Below are 12,684 nucleotides of genomic sequence, written 5' to 3'. Positions count from 1 at the left end.
TTTGCCCCTCACCCTAACCCTCTCCTGACCGTGTTGATTGTTCGAGATATGCCGATCTGAGATGTCGAGGTGAACTCAGGCTGGTAGTCCTTTGTGATGGCTTTTGAATTTTGAGGCGAACTCAGGCTCCGAAATTTCCCCGATCTGCTCCCTTTCCCCCTCGCCCCCTAGGGGGAGAGGGCTGGGGTGAGGGGGTAAGGTTTTCACTGACAACTCATCAACAAAGCCAAACGCAAATCATAAAAAAACCGCACGATCCTAAATCGTGCGGCTTTTTAACAACGGTCTATCAAGTATCTTGTTTGTCGCTCAGCACTTTACCGGTGGTGGCATCAAAGTCCACGTCGAACTCTTTGCCGTCAGCAGTTTTCAGTTCAACTTCGTACTCATAACCGTTGAAGTGATTGTCCAGGTCAGTGTCGGTAATCGTGGCGCCCGGGTGCAGTTTCAGGGCTGCTTCGTTCATCGACTCCAGCGATTTGATCTTGCCGTCCTTGACCAGTTGCGGGATCTGGTCGATACGCACGTCAGCCTGAGCCAGGCCAGCGGTAAGAGTCAGGGCAGCGGCGGTAAACAGGGCAGTCAAAGTTTTCATCGGTTCATTCCTTGGCAGTGCGTTGAAGTGGTTGAGCTGTGTAAGTGGGTTCAGATTAACCAGCGCAACTTAATTCACCCTTAAATCTGCGCCTCGCGAGAAAACCGCTCTTGTGGGAGCGAGCCTGCTCGCGAAGCAGACGACTCGATAACTAATCAGAAACCGTTCTTCTTCAAAACTTCATCAATGCTGCCAACCGCCGGACGCTTATAAAACTTCAACAGCTCACTGGCGCGGTTGGTAAAGATGCCATCGACACCCGCCGCCATGACTTTCTCGTAGTCCACCGGCTCATCGACGGTATAAACGTGCACCAGCATGCCCTGGTCGTGGGTGTACTGATTCATCCACGGTTGCACCAGATCGGAATAGCTCTGGTCACCGCCATGCGTCAGCTTCGCCGAAGGGCCGGTGCCGATCGCGCCCTGGGCCTTGGCGTAGTCGACCCATTGCTTGAATTCAGCTTCGGATTTTGGCTCCTGCTTGCCGTAGAAAACGTTTTTGTCCTTTTCACCGGACGCGGCAAACGTCACGCCGGATTTCGGCTCGATGCTGCCTTCGCCGACCCACAACAGCAGGATCTTCGGCACTTGCGGCATTTCCTTTTCCAGCAGTTGCAGGCTGTTTTTGTCGAAGGTTTGCAGGATCACCTTGCCTTTACCCTGACCGACGCCCAGTGCACTTTTCGCCAGTTTCGAACCGGCCGGACTGAGCCAGCCGCGATCCTGCAGTTTTTCCTTCAGGTCATGTTCGATGCCGGGAAACAGCTGTGGCTCCTTGGTTTCGATGTACAGGCCCGGCTTGTGTTGCGGGTTGGCGCGGGCGATGTCGATGATTTCATCAAGGGTGAGGATTTTCAGCCCGGCGTAAGACGGGCGCGCGCGATCCGGGTACTTGGTGTTGAACCAACTGCCGGCGTCGAGGGTTTTCAGTTCGGCCATGGTGAACGCGGTGGCCGGGCTGTCCTTGCGCTCGGGGAATTTGCTGGCGACGTCGGTGGTGCGTTGCAGATTGTCGTCGTGCAGGGCGAAGAGCACGCCGTCCTTGCTGCGTTGCAAGTCCATTTCCAGGTAATCGGCGCCGAGGTCACGGGCCAGTTTGTAGGCCGCTGCGGTGGATTCAGGGGCATCGAACGACGCGCCACGGTGGGCGATCACCGCCGGATGCGGAATGCCATGGGCGGCAGCAATTGCCTTGGGCTCAGGATGGCTGTCGGCGTGCGCCTGACCGAGACCGAACAACAGACTCAGCACCAGGGCGCTTCGGGTAAAAGTGGCAGGCATGGTCGAGTTCCTTTCGCAGGTTTTTTTCGAGACGTACCTTTTAACAATTGAAGCGCCGCAGGGCTATCGCCAGACCGACATAAAGCGAGCAAAACGGAAATTTCCTGCACTTTTGTGGCGTTGTTTGCAGTACGCTTGCCCACGGCAGACGCCCCGGCAGAGGGCGCGCCGCTGTGTTGCCCTGCGTGTAAACCATCGATCATCTTTCGTGAGGTTTACCATGCGCATCACCTCCCAACTCATCTGCCAGGCCGCCGACAATCTCAAAGGCTTCGTCGGCCTCAACCGCAAGACCGGCCAATACCTCGTGCGCTTCAGCGAAGATTCGTTCGGCATGGACGTGGCCGATGACGGCATCATTCCGACCAGTGAGTTCGTCTGGACACCGCTATCGGACACCACCATGACGCTCAAGCGCGAACTGATTCAGTTGCTGCTCGATCAACACATCGACGAGCGCATCAACATCACCGAGCCGTTGCGGGTGTATATGAGCAGGGTCGAGGTGCCGGAGATTGTCGCGGTGCGGAGTCTGGTGCGCAGCTGAGGTTTGTAGTGTGGTTGCGGGCCTCTTCGCGAGCAGGCTCGCTCCCACCTTGAATCTGCGCCGGTCACAAACTCCCTGTGGGAGCGAGCCTGCTCGCGAAGGAGGCACCTCGGTTCATCTCCAGCCGTAATTCCCACCCAACCACGAACTGATGTCAGCCTCCATCACCCCGGCACCCGCTCATTGGCAAACATGCTCACCGCATCCACCGCCTCACTGGCGCCATCACGAATCTGCAGAATCACCGTGCCAGCCTGATTCGCCAGTTCCACGCCTTCGGCTGCACGATCGCGAGTGCCTTGCATGCTCTTTATCGCCTGCCGTGTTTCGCTCTGGATCAGACTGATCATGTTGGAAATTTCGGCGGTGGAGCCGCTGGTGCGCGCCGCCAGTTGCCGCACTTCATCGGCGACCACGGCAAAACCGCGCCCCTGTTCACCGGCGCGTGCCGCTTCGATGGCAGCGTTCAGCGCGAGCAGGTTGGTCTGGTCGGCAATCGCGCGGATGGTGTTGACGATGGCGGTGATCTGCTCGGAGCGGTCGCCCAGTTGCGCAATCAGAGTCGAGGATTGGCTGATGTCCTCGGCGATTTCGCGCATTTCGCTGGCAGCCTGTTGAATCACTTGCGTACCTTGCTCGGCGACTTTTCGCGTCGCTACCGAGATGTGATAAGCGGTGCTGGCACTGCGCGCATCCTGCTCGTGTTGTTCGACACGAGCGGTGACGTCCGAAGCGAACTTCACCACTTTGTACAAGCGCCCCGAGGCGTCGTACACCGGGTTGTAGTTGGCCTCCAGCCACACGGTCTGGCCGCGCTTGTCCACGCGTTCGAACTGACCGTGAAAGAACTCGCCCTGATTCAGGCGTCGCCAGAAATCCTGATAGGCGCCGCTGTTGACCAGCGCCGGGGTGCAGAACAAACGGTGATGCTGGCCCTTGAGCTCCGCGAGGTTGTAACCCATGCGCGTGAGAAAATTCTGGTTGGCGGTAAGGATGTTGCCCTCGAGGTCGAACTCGATCACCGCCATCGCGCGATCGATTGCCTGCAATTTGGCGTTGGCCTCGTTTTCCTGCTGCACTTTGCTGGTGACATCCATCGCGTACTTGACCACTTTGATCACCCGTCCCGATGCATCCTTGATCGGGTTGTAACTGGCCTCCAGCCAGATCGGCTGGCCTTTGCTGTTGACCCTTTCAAAAGTGCCTGACTGGAACTGGCCGTTTTTCAGGCGCGACCACAACTCAGTGTATTGGGCACTACTACCGAATTCCGCCGTGCAGAAATGCCGGTGTGGCTGGCCGATTGCCTGGGCAGCCGTGTAACCCATGGTCTTGAGGAAATTGTCATTGGCACGCAACACCACGCCATCAAGATCGAACTCGATCACCGCCATTGAACGGTTGATCGCTTCGAGCATTGCAGCTTGGTCAAAAACGGTGTGTTGCAGTTCTTCGAGGGCGGCTTTGTGGCGATTGAAAAACATGCTTGCGATACTCGGGAGTGGGGAAAATCAAAAGGATTCAGTCCCTATTCCTGCGCCGGCAGACCGAAATGCACAGGCGGCATTTCGGCGGTGACTGCTCAATGCCAGCGTTCCGTTACTGGCAGATGGCTACTTATACAAAACTTCATAAAGTTGTACAAGAAAGGAATTTTTGCCGAGTTTGTATAACTTTTTGCTAAATTAGTTGTACGCGTTTCGCGACCTGCCTCGGCTACAAAGTAAGTCAGCGTTGATATCGCGCCAGGAACATCTCCAGCGCCGACTCGGCAACCGAGTCCTGCGCGTCTGGATCAAGGGCTGCGCGTCCGAGCGAGATCTGCGGCCAGAATGCAAACGCCTTGAGCAAACCTTGCACCTGATGCGCAGCGAACTCGGGATCCACCGGTTTGAGCCGGCCGTCGGCTTGCGCCTCGCGTATCCAGACAGTCAGGCCTTCCTCGCGCTCGCCCATGCGCTCGATCATGTTCTGCGCGCGCTCGGGGGAATGAATGGTTGCGGCGATTGCGACCCGCGCGAGGGTGAGGAAATTCTCGTCGGCCATCATTTGCACTTTCTCGCGCAACATTTGCCGCAATTGCTCGCTCAGTGGTTGCTCGCGGTTATAGCGCACCGATGGCTCGGCAATGATCCGCGCCCACAGCTGATTGAGGATTTCGGCGAACAGCTCTTCCTTGCTCGGGAAGTGGTTGTACACCGTACGCTTCGACACGCCGGCCGTGGCGGCGATCTTGTCCATGCTGGTAATTTCGAACCCATGGGCACGGAATTCGGCTATCGCCGCCTGGATGATGGCTTCGCGTTTGCGGTCGGTGAGGCGTTGTGGAGCGGTCATGAGCGGGCTTCGGCAGAAAAGAGAGGAAATTACACTCGGCAGTTTACTTGGCGTCGGCTTTGATGCAACCTAGAAACTACACCGCTCAGTGTAATGTTGCGTTAATCCTCGCACCTTACAAACCAGAGCGTTTGGCCCTTGCGTGCAGCTTGGCCATTTTCATTCCCCGTGGAATACCGTGCAGCACACGGTTTTTCGGAGTCGTTCAGTCATGGCCAATCCAGTCTCCCTCCCGGATAACACTCCCACGCCTGAAGCCTCTCGACAGGATCAAGGGCTGTTTCGCAATCACGCGCCGGTGCAACGCGAAGGCCTGCGCAAAATGCTGCGAATCATGTGGAACATGATTTTCCACAAACCGCGCAACACTCGTCCGACCGCCGCCATTCCCGTGCAGCCGCTGACGCGCGAAGATCTGCTCGCCGCTCCCAACCACAGCGTCTATCGCCTCGGGCATTCAACCCTGTTGCTGAAGATGCGCAACAAGTTCTGGATCACCGACCCGGTCTTCGCCGAGCGCGCCTCGCCCGTGCAGTGGGCGGGTCCGAAACGCTTTCATCAGCCACCGATCAGCATTGACGAGTTGCCGCCGATCGAGGCGGTGATCCTCTCGCACAATCATTACGACCATCTCGACTACGAAGCGGTACGCAAACTCGCCGCGAAAACCACGTACTTCCTGACCCCGCTGGGCGTGGGCGACACCCTGATCAAATGGGGCATCGACGCCAGCAAGGTGCGCCAGTACGACTGGTGGCAGGGCACCGAACTCGCCGGCATCCGCTTCATCGCCACACCGTCGCAGCACTTCTCCGGCCGGGGTTTGTTCGACGGCAACAGCACGCTGTGGGCGTCATGGGTGATGATCGACGGCGACACACGCATCTTTTTCAGCGGCGACAGCGGTTACTTCGACGGCTTCAAACGCATCGGCGAACAATACGGCCCGTTCGACCTGACCCTGATGGAAACCGGCGCCTACAACGTCGAATGGCCCCACGTTCACATGCAACCGGAAGAAACCCTGCAAGCCCACATCGACCTCAAAGGCCGCTGGCTCTTCCCGATCCACAACGGCACCTTCGACCTGGCCATGCACGCCTGGCAAGAACCCTTCGACCGCATCCTCGCCCTCGCATGGGAACGCAGTATTGCCATTACCACACCGCGAATGGGCGAAGCGTTCAACATTGCGCAACCCGAACGGGGGAGCGCTTGGTGGATGGCGGTGGAGGAGGAGGGGGAAGCGGTGTTAGAGAACGCATGAATTGCTCAGTTGGTGAGGGGCATCCCCCTCGCCAGCTTATTCAGCCATCGCAAAATCCCCACGCCCCACGGATTCCCCCGCCATACCCTGCGCCCTGACACTGCGCCCCGGTGCAAACCCCGGAAAGAACACCAACCCCTGCGCCTCGAACCGATAAGCCAGTGCCAGCCTCGCGGCATCCGCCACGTCCTGCTGCGTTTCGAATCGCTGAATATCTGCCACCGCCACCTCGGCCTCGCGGGACAGTTGCTCAACGCTCCAGCCCAGCATGGCGCGGGCCTGGACGCAGTGGGTCGGGGTGAACTGGAAAAGGGCAATGCGTTCGAGGACGTGGTTCATCGCAAGAGAGGCCATGGTGTGCTCCGGGCTCAAAAGTGCTGATTGAAAATGTACTGTGTTTTTGTACAGTTGTTTTCGGCCGGGATCAAACGCAATTTTTGAATTTGCCTAGTTCGCCGCCTCCAACCAGACGGACGGTGCCTCACCGAGCACTCGCCGAAACATCGTTGAAAAGGCCGCCGGACTTTCATAGCCGAAGTCCAGGGCAATCCGCGTCACCGCTTCCCCCGCCGCCAACCGTGCCAGTGCCTGCACCACGCAGGCTTGCTGTCGCCATTGGCGGAAGCTGAGCCCGGTCTGCTGCCGAAACAATCTGTTAAAGGTACGCAAGCTTATGTGTAACTGGTCTGCCCAATGCTGCGGGGATTGATGGGTATTGGGCATGTTCAGAAAGGTCTGACACAGACTGAGGAGCTTTCCTTCGGCAGGCATAGGAATGTGTAGGGGAAGGGGTGCACTGCGTGTCAGTTCATGCAACAGCAAATTGATCAGCGCGCCGTCACGTCCAGACTCGTCGTACGTCAGCGGCACGTCTACTGCTTCCATCAATAAGTGCCGCAGTAGCGGCGTGACATTCAGCACTTGGCAGTCCGACCCCAGATCCACCTTGCCCGGTTCGATATACACACTGCGCGTGCTCACCCCGAGCATCAATACCTCATGGGCCACGCCCGGCGGAATCCACACCGCGCGTTGCGGCGGCACCACCCAGTTGCCGTTCTGAGTGCTGACCTGCATCACACCGGTGGCACCGTAAAGCAATTGCGCGCGTCTATGCGTATGAAACGGAAGTAGGTGGCCGTGGGAATAATCGGTACCGATGGCCACGACCGTGCGAGGGGTGTCATCGAGCTGATTGATCGAAATATTGCGCATCAGGCGTGGTTCCGGCGATTGGCGTAAACGCGAACATTATTGGCTGAACTACTGAAGCCGGCCAATGCATGCCACGACTAATGTCGTGGGCTTCCCAATCCAGGACGCTCACCATGTTCTACCTCCTGCTTACACTGTTCGGCTGCCTCACCGGCATCAGCGCCGTGCTCTTCGGTTTCGGCGGTGGCTTCATCATCGTGCCGCTGCTCTACCGCATGCTCACCGCCACACACGCAGCCGCCGACCCTATCGCGCAATCGGCCATGCACATCGCCGTGGCCACCTCGACCTGCGTAATGATCGTCAACGCCCTGATCGCCACACGCAAACACCAGCGCGTGGGCAATCTCATTCGGGATTACCTTTGGCCATTGGGCGGGTTTATCGGCCTGGGCGCGGTCGTCGGCGCCATCGCCGCCATGTGGGTCAGCGGCGAAGTAATCCGCTACGCCTTCATCGCCTACCTGGGCGTGACCATCGTCGATTGCCTGCTGCGCCGCGGATTTCTCACACAGCCCCACGCCACGATCCCACGGCGACTGACCTCAACGGAAACATCCGCGGGCGGTGTAGGCATCGGCGCCATCGCGACGTTCCTCGGCGTAGGAGGAAGCGTCATGACCGTGCCGCTGCTGCGCCGTTGCGGGCTGAGCATGTCGCAAGCCACATCCATGGCCAATCCACTCAGCGTGCCAGTGGCGCTGGCCGGGACGCTGACGTACATGGTGCTGGCCGGGTTCACTGAGTCTGATCTGGGGGTTTGGTATATCGGGTATGTCGATGTGCTGGCGTTTGCGCTGCTGACGGTTGGTTCGTTGCTGGGGATCAGATTGGCTGCGCGGTGGATTGGGCGGATACCGGATGGGGTACATGCCTGGGTCTATATTGGATTGCTCGTCATCGTGCTGCTGAGCATTTCGCTCGAATGAATTGTTGATTGGTGCGGGCGAAAGAAATCAGAATCGGCGACTGAGCGTTGCCCGCCAGTCACCAGCAGAGATCCAGGATGTTGATCTTCAATTGCACCGAAGCCGCCAGCAAGTTTTTCAGCCGTGTTCATAAAGGCAAAACGATCACGCCGGTGGACACCAAACCGCCGTCATCGGTTATTGAGGATGATGAGCTGAACGGCGCGGACGAACAGTGGCTGATCCACGCGATCACTGTGCAGCGCAAACATGTGTTGTTGGTCCTGCACATCAAAAGCCGCTATTGCGTGATCCTGGCCGATGCCAAAAAGGCTGACGTTGAAGGGTTTGTGGAATGGTTTAAGGAGCGTTGGCGCGAAGGTTTGATCCGCGATGCAATCAATCATGACCTCATGCAATGGATCGACGCGGGGATGATGACCGATCGTATAGAGCTGAGCCGCGAGCATCGTTTTTATCGTCGTGGCCATCGCAGCGCACAAAAGCACATCGAACAGATCGCCTGGTTTTTCGAAGATTGCGCGGCTGAGTGGGGCTGCTTGCCCCAAGGCGAACGTGCAGCCATCGGTTTCGATGCGCAAATGAACTCGCAAATTCGAAACGCCAAGGAGCGAAAGGATTACTTCCGCCCTGATGAAGAAATGCTCGCTCATTGGTTGCGTCAGTATTGCGGGGTGGAAAAACCGGGCGTTCAGGCTGCACTTGAGCGACGCAGGGAGGCGGAGCGGGAGATTGAGACGTTAGAGGAAGGGCTACGCATCAACTGATTTTTACTCCAGACCCGGCGCTTCACGAATAATGAAGTGATCCAGGTTCTCGATATTGGCATTGAAGACCTCGAAAGGCTTTTCGGGGTTCTTCTTGCCGGGCACCTGCTTCAACTCCGGCGTCACCCCATAAAAGAAACAGAACAACGCCTTGTCGCTATCCACCGCGTACTTGATCTCTTCCAGAAACGCCTTGCGCTTGCGGTAGTTGTCGATCAGCTTCTTGTTCAGATAAACGCTGACCGGATACGGCTTCTTCTTACTGTCCTCGGGCTTCTTGAACCAGACCTTGTCCTCGAAATCGATACGAAAACTGGCACTGTGGAAGTCCTCGATCTTCTTGATCCGCCCCCAGTAAATCAGCCCCTTGTTGTCCGTCAGATACTCGATCTTCTTGAAGAACGAACTGTAAGGCGCCGAATGCTCACCGACCTTCAACGGCATCCGCTTGAGCAACTCCTTGTCCGCGAAGTTCGAAACAAAGCACTCCACCGGATGCGCAAACACACTGGTCTTGTCCGGCGCCGTCTCACGACTGGCTGACTCTTTACCACTGTCCGCCGCCACCCGCACCGGATCATCGCGCAACACATCCGCCGCCCCCGCTGGCGCGACAGGCTTGCGCACATACTCACGGCGGGTCAGCAGCAACTCCGAGGGGAAATGTTCCTCACGCCCGTCATCCACCTCACCATCTGCCGTCTCAGTGCCAGACGCTGAAGCCTTCAAATTCACATACGGACAACCCGCCACATGCTGCGTAGTGGGCAGATTCTTGAAATGCGGCGTGCGCACGTAATTCACGTTCTTCGCGTTGAACGTACCCAACTCGTTGGAAGCCTCAAACGCCGAACGACAAGCATCGTTGGGGCACTGAAAGCGCTCCTTCGCCGAGTCAAACGCCACCGTCTCATCGAAATTGAGATCGCGAACGTCATAGATCGACAACTTGTCGTCGAGGCTGAGGCAGTAGGCGAGATCGAATTTCATGGTGGGGCTCGGATCCTTGAGTGGGGGAGGGGTATTAATAGCGGGAGGCGGCGCGGGTTGCACTGATTGTTTTCAGGATGATGTGGAAACTGTGGCAGCCAGCCTGCTGGGTATTCTGGGCATCAACCAGATTTCAATACTCACACCCGCCATTGCAGGCTAAGCATCACCGTGTGGCGAAGGAGCTTGCTCCCGCTGGGCTGCGAAGCGGCCCAGGAACAACAAATACGGTTAGTCAGATAAACGCGATTATTCCTTTTCGAGTCTTCCAACGTTGTCATACAGCCAAGCAGTGAAAGCCTCTCTGTCGTCCGAATGATGGCAACGTTGGTGACAGTTGGGACACAACGCCACAACATTCGTCTCAAGGTCCGAACCCTTTTGCGACATGTGCTTGACGTGATGCACTTCTAAAAACGGTTTCCCATTCTTTTCAAATGGCGCTGCTTTGCCACAACCTTCGCACTTTCCATTGGCTTGCTGACGAACCCAGCCCCTCAATTCAGGATCGCGAAAATAAACCTTTCTAGTGGAAGTCGTTTGGATTGGTGTTTTTATCCCCTTAGGAACGTAATCAAATTGCTTTCGCTCAAATTTAGCCGCGCGTTGCTCAAGCAATGCTTCGTCCGCCGTTGGATCGGAATCTTCAAGTGTCAGAACAGTGGAAGCATCAAGCGCCATCCGAATGCTACGCGCGACATTCGCCCCGACATTCTTGGCCGGTTTGTAGCCTTCAATGCGCGTTCTACCCATCTCAACCAGCACTGTAGAGATGTTCTGCATCCGGAATTCAACAGAACCCTTAGTCCGACCGGCTAATGGGCCTTCACGCAAAATGCGATTTTCCTCCGTCTTGACGAATTTCTGACCGCTCTGCTCGCGTGCCAGCATCTTGAGATAGGCATCGACTGCCGCCTGAATCTCGACCTCACTCCAATCGCTGTTACTTTTTTCCGTGTCCATACAATCGCCGAGGGTTGAAAACCCTCGGACGATACTGAGTGGCCATCACTGATGTCCACGAAATTTCCTACGCCGCTGGAGGATTTTTCATTCGCGTCCTCCTAGGATGAGGGCGAGCACCGTTGCGATAGGCATTAGCGTGAGCACTGTGAGTCTGATAATTTAAATTTTTACTAAATAGCTTCTATATATCCAACCATCGATATGTTCATCGTTAACTTCTGCTCTGACATGGATCCAGTCAGATGTATCGCCTTCTAAATTTTCTATCCAAACTCCCTTCTCTAAACGGGTCAGTTCGGCTGAGTTTTTGTTGGGTTCTTTTCTAAGGATTACTTCATGGCCAGTTACAATACTCTGACCTTGGAGGAAAGCTCTTTGGCCTTTTGAGAGTGCCCGAACGGATGAGCGTATTTCTTCAGAGGTTTTTGAAGCGTCTATATTGTTTTGGTAAGTGGTGATTAGTGCTATCAATGCAACGATATTAAGAAATTTCTGTAATTTTTCCCAGAAAAAACTAAGGAATACAGTCAGATATCGATGAGCTTCGAAAGAGAGCTCAGTAAGTTTTCCGCCTCGCTCGATGACGCTAACTATTTCCTCTTCTAGTTTTGACCGGTTAGCGAGCGTTTCGGATTGGTTTTCCGCATAGGAATCAAGGTCGGATGCTTCGGCGCTAAGTTCTTTGGTTGTTCGAATGGCTTCTGACGAATGTGCCGTTAGATAATTGAATAGAAAAGAGCTCTTTTGCCTTTCGAACCACTCTGGGCCTAATTTAGATATGTCAAATTCAGTTAATCGCACGACAGCGTTGCGAATGCTGTTGCTTACATTGGCGCCGATATTGTTCGAGGGTTTATAGCCCGAAATTCGTTGTATGCCTAACTGCTCAAATACAGTAGAAATATTTTGCATGCGGAACTCGATTGAGCCCTTCGTCCGGCCGGATAGAGGGCCTTCACGCAGTACACGATTTACATGCGCCTTATTCATAGGTTGGCCACTTTTTTCGCTTAAAAGCATCTGAAAGTAGGCTTCTACCGTTGCCTCAATCTCCTCTTCGCTCCAAGCGTTGATGCCAATCACAGTATCCATAAATCGTCCGAGGCTTGAAATTCCTCGAACGATACGTATTGGCCATCATAGGTGTCCAGGAATAATCCTACAGATGAGGCTGTGCATCTGATCTTTCAATATGCGGTCTCGTCAGCTGATTGACTGTTTCGACAGTAGTAGTCTTTGCCACCATGGCTTGGCTGCTTTCATCTCTCGTTTGGTCGGTTCATTTAATAGATAAGGCATATCCCTGAGCCGAATCCAGCCCTCATCCTGCCAATGCAGCAAACTCAACGACATCTCCGGCCAATCCAACAAACTCAGCATCGGCCGATTTGAATCTCCTGAATCCTGCCCATCGCGCAAGGTTGGCACTACCTCGTTGGTCAGCCACTCCCGCAACAACCGATTCTCCGGTACGTAGTGATACACCAACAGCGCATACACCCCGGACTCACTGAGCATCAGATGCTGGTCTGGTTCTCGAAAGTACTCAATCCACATGACGCGGCGTTGATCGCTATCTAGCTTGTTGACCACCCGATCATTGAGATGGAAACCCATCAAGCGGCCGACATCGCGGGCGGAGAACCATGTCTGGTTTTCGAGTAGAAGGGCATGCAGAGAAAGATTGTGGCGAGAGAAGACTGTTACCGAGCATGGATCAGACATATCTATGACCTCTACGTTTTGGATTTTGGGAGGGCCGGACCCCAACGTAGAGCGGACTTAAGA

14 protein-coding genes are annotated in these 12,684 nt (G+C 55.6%); 4 read left to right on the top strand and 10 right to left on the bottom strand.

Translation table 11 applies throughout. The features are described 5' to 3' along the window. Nucleotides 1-289: 289 nt before the first annotated feature. A complete protein-coding gene (locus AEQ63_RS22850) occupies nt 290-595 on the bottom strand; it encodes a PepSY domain-containing protein (RefSeq protein ID WP_042607223.1) in 306 nt (101 codons plus the stop codon). Nucleotides 596-750: 155 nt separating this feature from the next. Further along, a complete protein-coding gene (locus tag AEQ63_RS22845) occupies nt 751-1,878 on the bottom strand; it encodes a glycerophosphodiester phosphodiesterase (protein WP_064364908.1) in 1,128 nt (375 codons plus the stop codon). Nucleotides 1,879-2,098: 220 nt separating this feature from the next. On the opposite strand from AEQ63_RS22845, the gene AEQ63_RS22840 reads away from it, so the two are divergent. Beyond that, a complete protein-coding gene (locus tag AEQ63_RS22840; RefSeq protein ID WP_064364906.1) occupies nt 2,099-2,425 on the top strand; it encodes a DUF2025 family protein in 327 nt (108 codons plus the stop codon). Between the two features lie 164 nt (nt 2,426-2,589). On the opposite strand, the gene AEQ63_RS22835 is transcribed toward AEQ63_RS22840, so the two are convergent. Beyond that, nucleotides 2,590-3,909: a methyl-accepting chemotaxis protein gene (locus AEQ63_RS22835; RefSeq protein ID WP_064364904.1), complete on the bottom strand. Its 1,320-nt coding sequence runs from the start codon at nt 3,907-3,909 to the stop codon at nt 2,590-2,592. A 244-nt stretch (nt 3,910-4,153) separates the two neighbouring features. Further along, nucleotides 4,154-4,762, bottom strand: coding sequence for a TetR/AcrR family transcriptional regulator (locus AEQ63_RS22830; protein WP_064364902.1), 609 nt, complete (start codon nt 4,760-4,762; stop codon nt 4,154-4,156). 211 nt (nt 4,763-4,973) lie between these two features. On the opposite strand from AEQ63_RS22830, the gene AEQ63_RS22825 reads away from it, so the two are divergent. Continuing rightward, nucleotides 4,974-6,029, top strand: a complete 1,056-nt coding sequence (locus AEQ63_RS22825) for an MBL fold metallo-hydrolase (protein ID WP_064364900.1) — start codon at nt 4,974-4,976, stop codon at nt 6,027-6,029. A gap of 36 nt (nt 6,030-6,065) precedes the next feature. Here AEQ63_RS22825 and AEQ63_RS22820 read toward each other — a convergent pair whose 3' ends face one another. Continuing rightward, nucleotides 6,066-6,383 (bottom strand): hypothetical protein, encoded by a 318-nt coding sequence (locus AEQ63_RS22820; protein WP_064364898.1) that lies wholly within the window; start codon nt 6,381-6,383, stop codon nt 6,066-6,068. A gap of 93 nt (nt 6,384-6,476) precedes the next feature. Continuing rightward, complete coding sequence (locus AEQ63_RS22815) at nt 6,477-7,244, bottom strand: AraC family transcriptional regulator (protein ID WP_064364896.1); 768 nt, start codon at nt 7,242-7,244, stop codon at nt 6,477-6,479. Nucleotides 7,245-7,357: 113 nt separating this feature from the next. Between AEQ63_RS22815 and AEQ63_RS22810 the strand changes: the two genes are divergently transcribed. Further along, nucleotides 7,358-8,173 (top strand): sulfite exporter TauE/SafE family protein, encoded by an 816-nt coding sequence (locus AEQ63_RS22810; RefSeq protein WP_064364893.1) that lies wholly within the window; start codon nt 7,358-7,360, stop codon nt 8,171-8,173. 77 nt (nt 8,174-8,250) lie between these two features. Beyond that, entirely contained in the window at nt 8,251-8,940 is a 690-nt protein-coding gene (locus AEQ63_RS22805; RefSeq protein WP_064364892.1) for a DUF6933 domain-containing protein, read from the top strand. 3 nt (nt 8,941-8,943) lie between these two features. Here AEQ63_RS22805 and AEQ63_RS22800 read toward each other — a convergent pair whose 3' ends face one another. From AEQ63_RS22800 to AEQ63_RS22785, 4 genes are all read right to left on the bottom strand, one after another. Beyond that, complete coding sequence (locus AEQ63_RS22800; RefSeq protein ID WP_064364890.1) at nt 8,944-9,930, bottom strand: hypothetical protein; 987 nt, start codon at nt 9,928-9,930, stop codon at nt 8,944-8,946. A gap of 249 nt (nt 9,931-10,179) precedes the next feature. Continuing rightward, a complete protein-coding gene (locus tag AEQ63_RS22795; RefSeq protein WP_064364888.1) occupies nt 10,180-10,893 on the bottom strand; it encodes an HNH endonuclease in 714 nt (237 codons plus the stop codon). Nucleotides 10,894-11,055: 162 nt separating this feature from the next. After that, nucleotides 11,056-11,988 (bottom strand): SH3 domain-containing protein, encoded by a 933-nt coding sequence (locus AEQ63_RS22790; RefSeq protein ID WP_064364886.1) that lies wholly within the window; start codon nt 11,986-11,988, stop codon nt 11,056-11,058. A 111-nt stretch (nt 11,989-12,099) separates the two neighbouring features. After that, the gene (locus AEQ63_RS22785) at nt 12,100-12,621 is read right to left on the bottom strand and encodes a BRO-N domain-containing protein (RefSeq protein ID WP_064364884.1); all 522 of its coding nucleotides are present in this window, start codon (nt 12,619-12,621) and stop codon (nt 12,100-12,102) included. Nucleotides 12,622-12,684 lie beyond the last annotated feature (63 nt).

This window comes from Pseudomonas sp. RIT-PI-o, assembly GCF_001297215.1.
GTDB lineage: Bacteria > Pseudomonadota > Gammaproteobacteria > Pseudomonadales > Pseudomonadaceae > Aquipseudomonas > Aquipseudomonas moraviensis_A.
This window is presented reverse-complemented; position numbering and strand designations above follow the sequence as displayed.

What these genes read in the sequence shown, in the direction of transcription:
- AEQ63_RS22845 (WP_064364908.1), bottom strand. Translation starts at nt 1,878, where the DNA reads ATGCCTGCCACTTTTACCCGAAGCGCCCTGGTGCTGAGTCTGTTGTTC.
- AEQ63_RS22815 (WP_064364896.1), bottom strand. Translation starts at nt 7,244, where the DNA reads ATGCGCAATATTTCGATCAATCAGCTCGATGACACCCCTCGCACGGTC.
- AEQ63_RS22835 (WP_064364904.1), bottom strand. Translation starts at nt 3,909, where the DNA reads ATGTTTTTCAATCGCCACAAAGCCGCCCTCGAAGAACTGCAACACACC.
- AEQ63_RS22800 (WP_064364890.1), bottom strand. Translation starts at nt 9,930, where the DNA reads ATGAAATTCGATCTCGCCTACTGCCTCAGCCTCGACGACAAGTTGTCG.
- AEQ63_RS22790 (WP_064364886.1), bottom strand. Translation starts at nt 11,988, where the DNA reads ATGGATACTGTGATTGGCATCAACGCTTGGAGCGAAGAGGAGATTGAG.
- AEQ63_RS22840 (WP_064364906.1), top strand. Translation starts at nt 2,099, where the DNA reads ATGCGCATCACCTCCCAACTCATCTGCCAGGCCGCCGACAATCTCAAA.
- AEQ63_RS22850 (WP_042607223.1), bottom strand. Translation starts at nt 595, where the DNA reads ATGAAAACTTTGACTGCCCTGTTTACCGCCGCTGCCCTGACTCTTACC.
- AEQ63_RS22785 (WP_064364884.1), bottom strand. Translation starts at nt 12,621, where the DNA reads ATGTCTGATCCATGCTCGGTAACAGTCTTCTCTCGCCACAATCTTTCT.
- AEQ63_RS22795 (WP_064364888.1), bottom strand. Translation starts at nt 10,893, where the DNA reads ATGGACACGGAAAAAAGTAACAGCGATTGGAGTGAGGTCGAGATTCAG.
- AEQ63_RS22830 (WP_064364902.1), bottom strand. Translation starts at nt 4,762, where the DNA reads ATGACCGCTCCACAACGCCTCACCGACCGCAAACGCGAAGCCATCATC.
- AEQ63_RS22805 (WP_064364892.1), top strand. Translation starts at nt 8,251, where the DNA reads ATGTTGATCTTCAATTGCACCGAAGCCGCCAGCAAGTTTTTCAGCCGT.
- AEQ63_RS22825 (WP_064364900.1), top strand. Translation starts at nt 4,974, where the DNA reads ATGGCCAATCCAGTCTCCCTCCCGGATAACACTCCCACGCCTGAAGCC.
- AEQ63_RS22810 (WP_064364893.1), top strand. Translation starts at nt 7,358, where the DNA reads ATGTTCTACCTCCTGCTTACACTGTTCGGCTGCCTCACCGGCATCAGC.
- AEQ63_RS22820 (WP_064364898.1), bottom strand. Translation starts at nt 6,383, where the DNA reads ATGGCCTCTCTTGCGATGAACCACGTCCTCGAACGCATTGCCCTTTTC.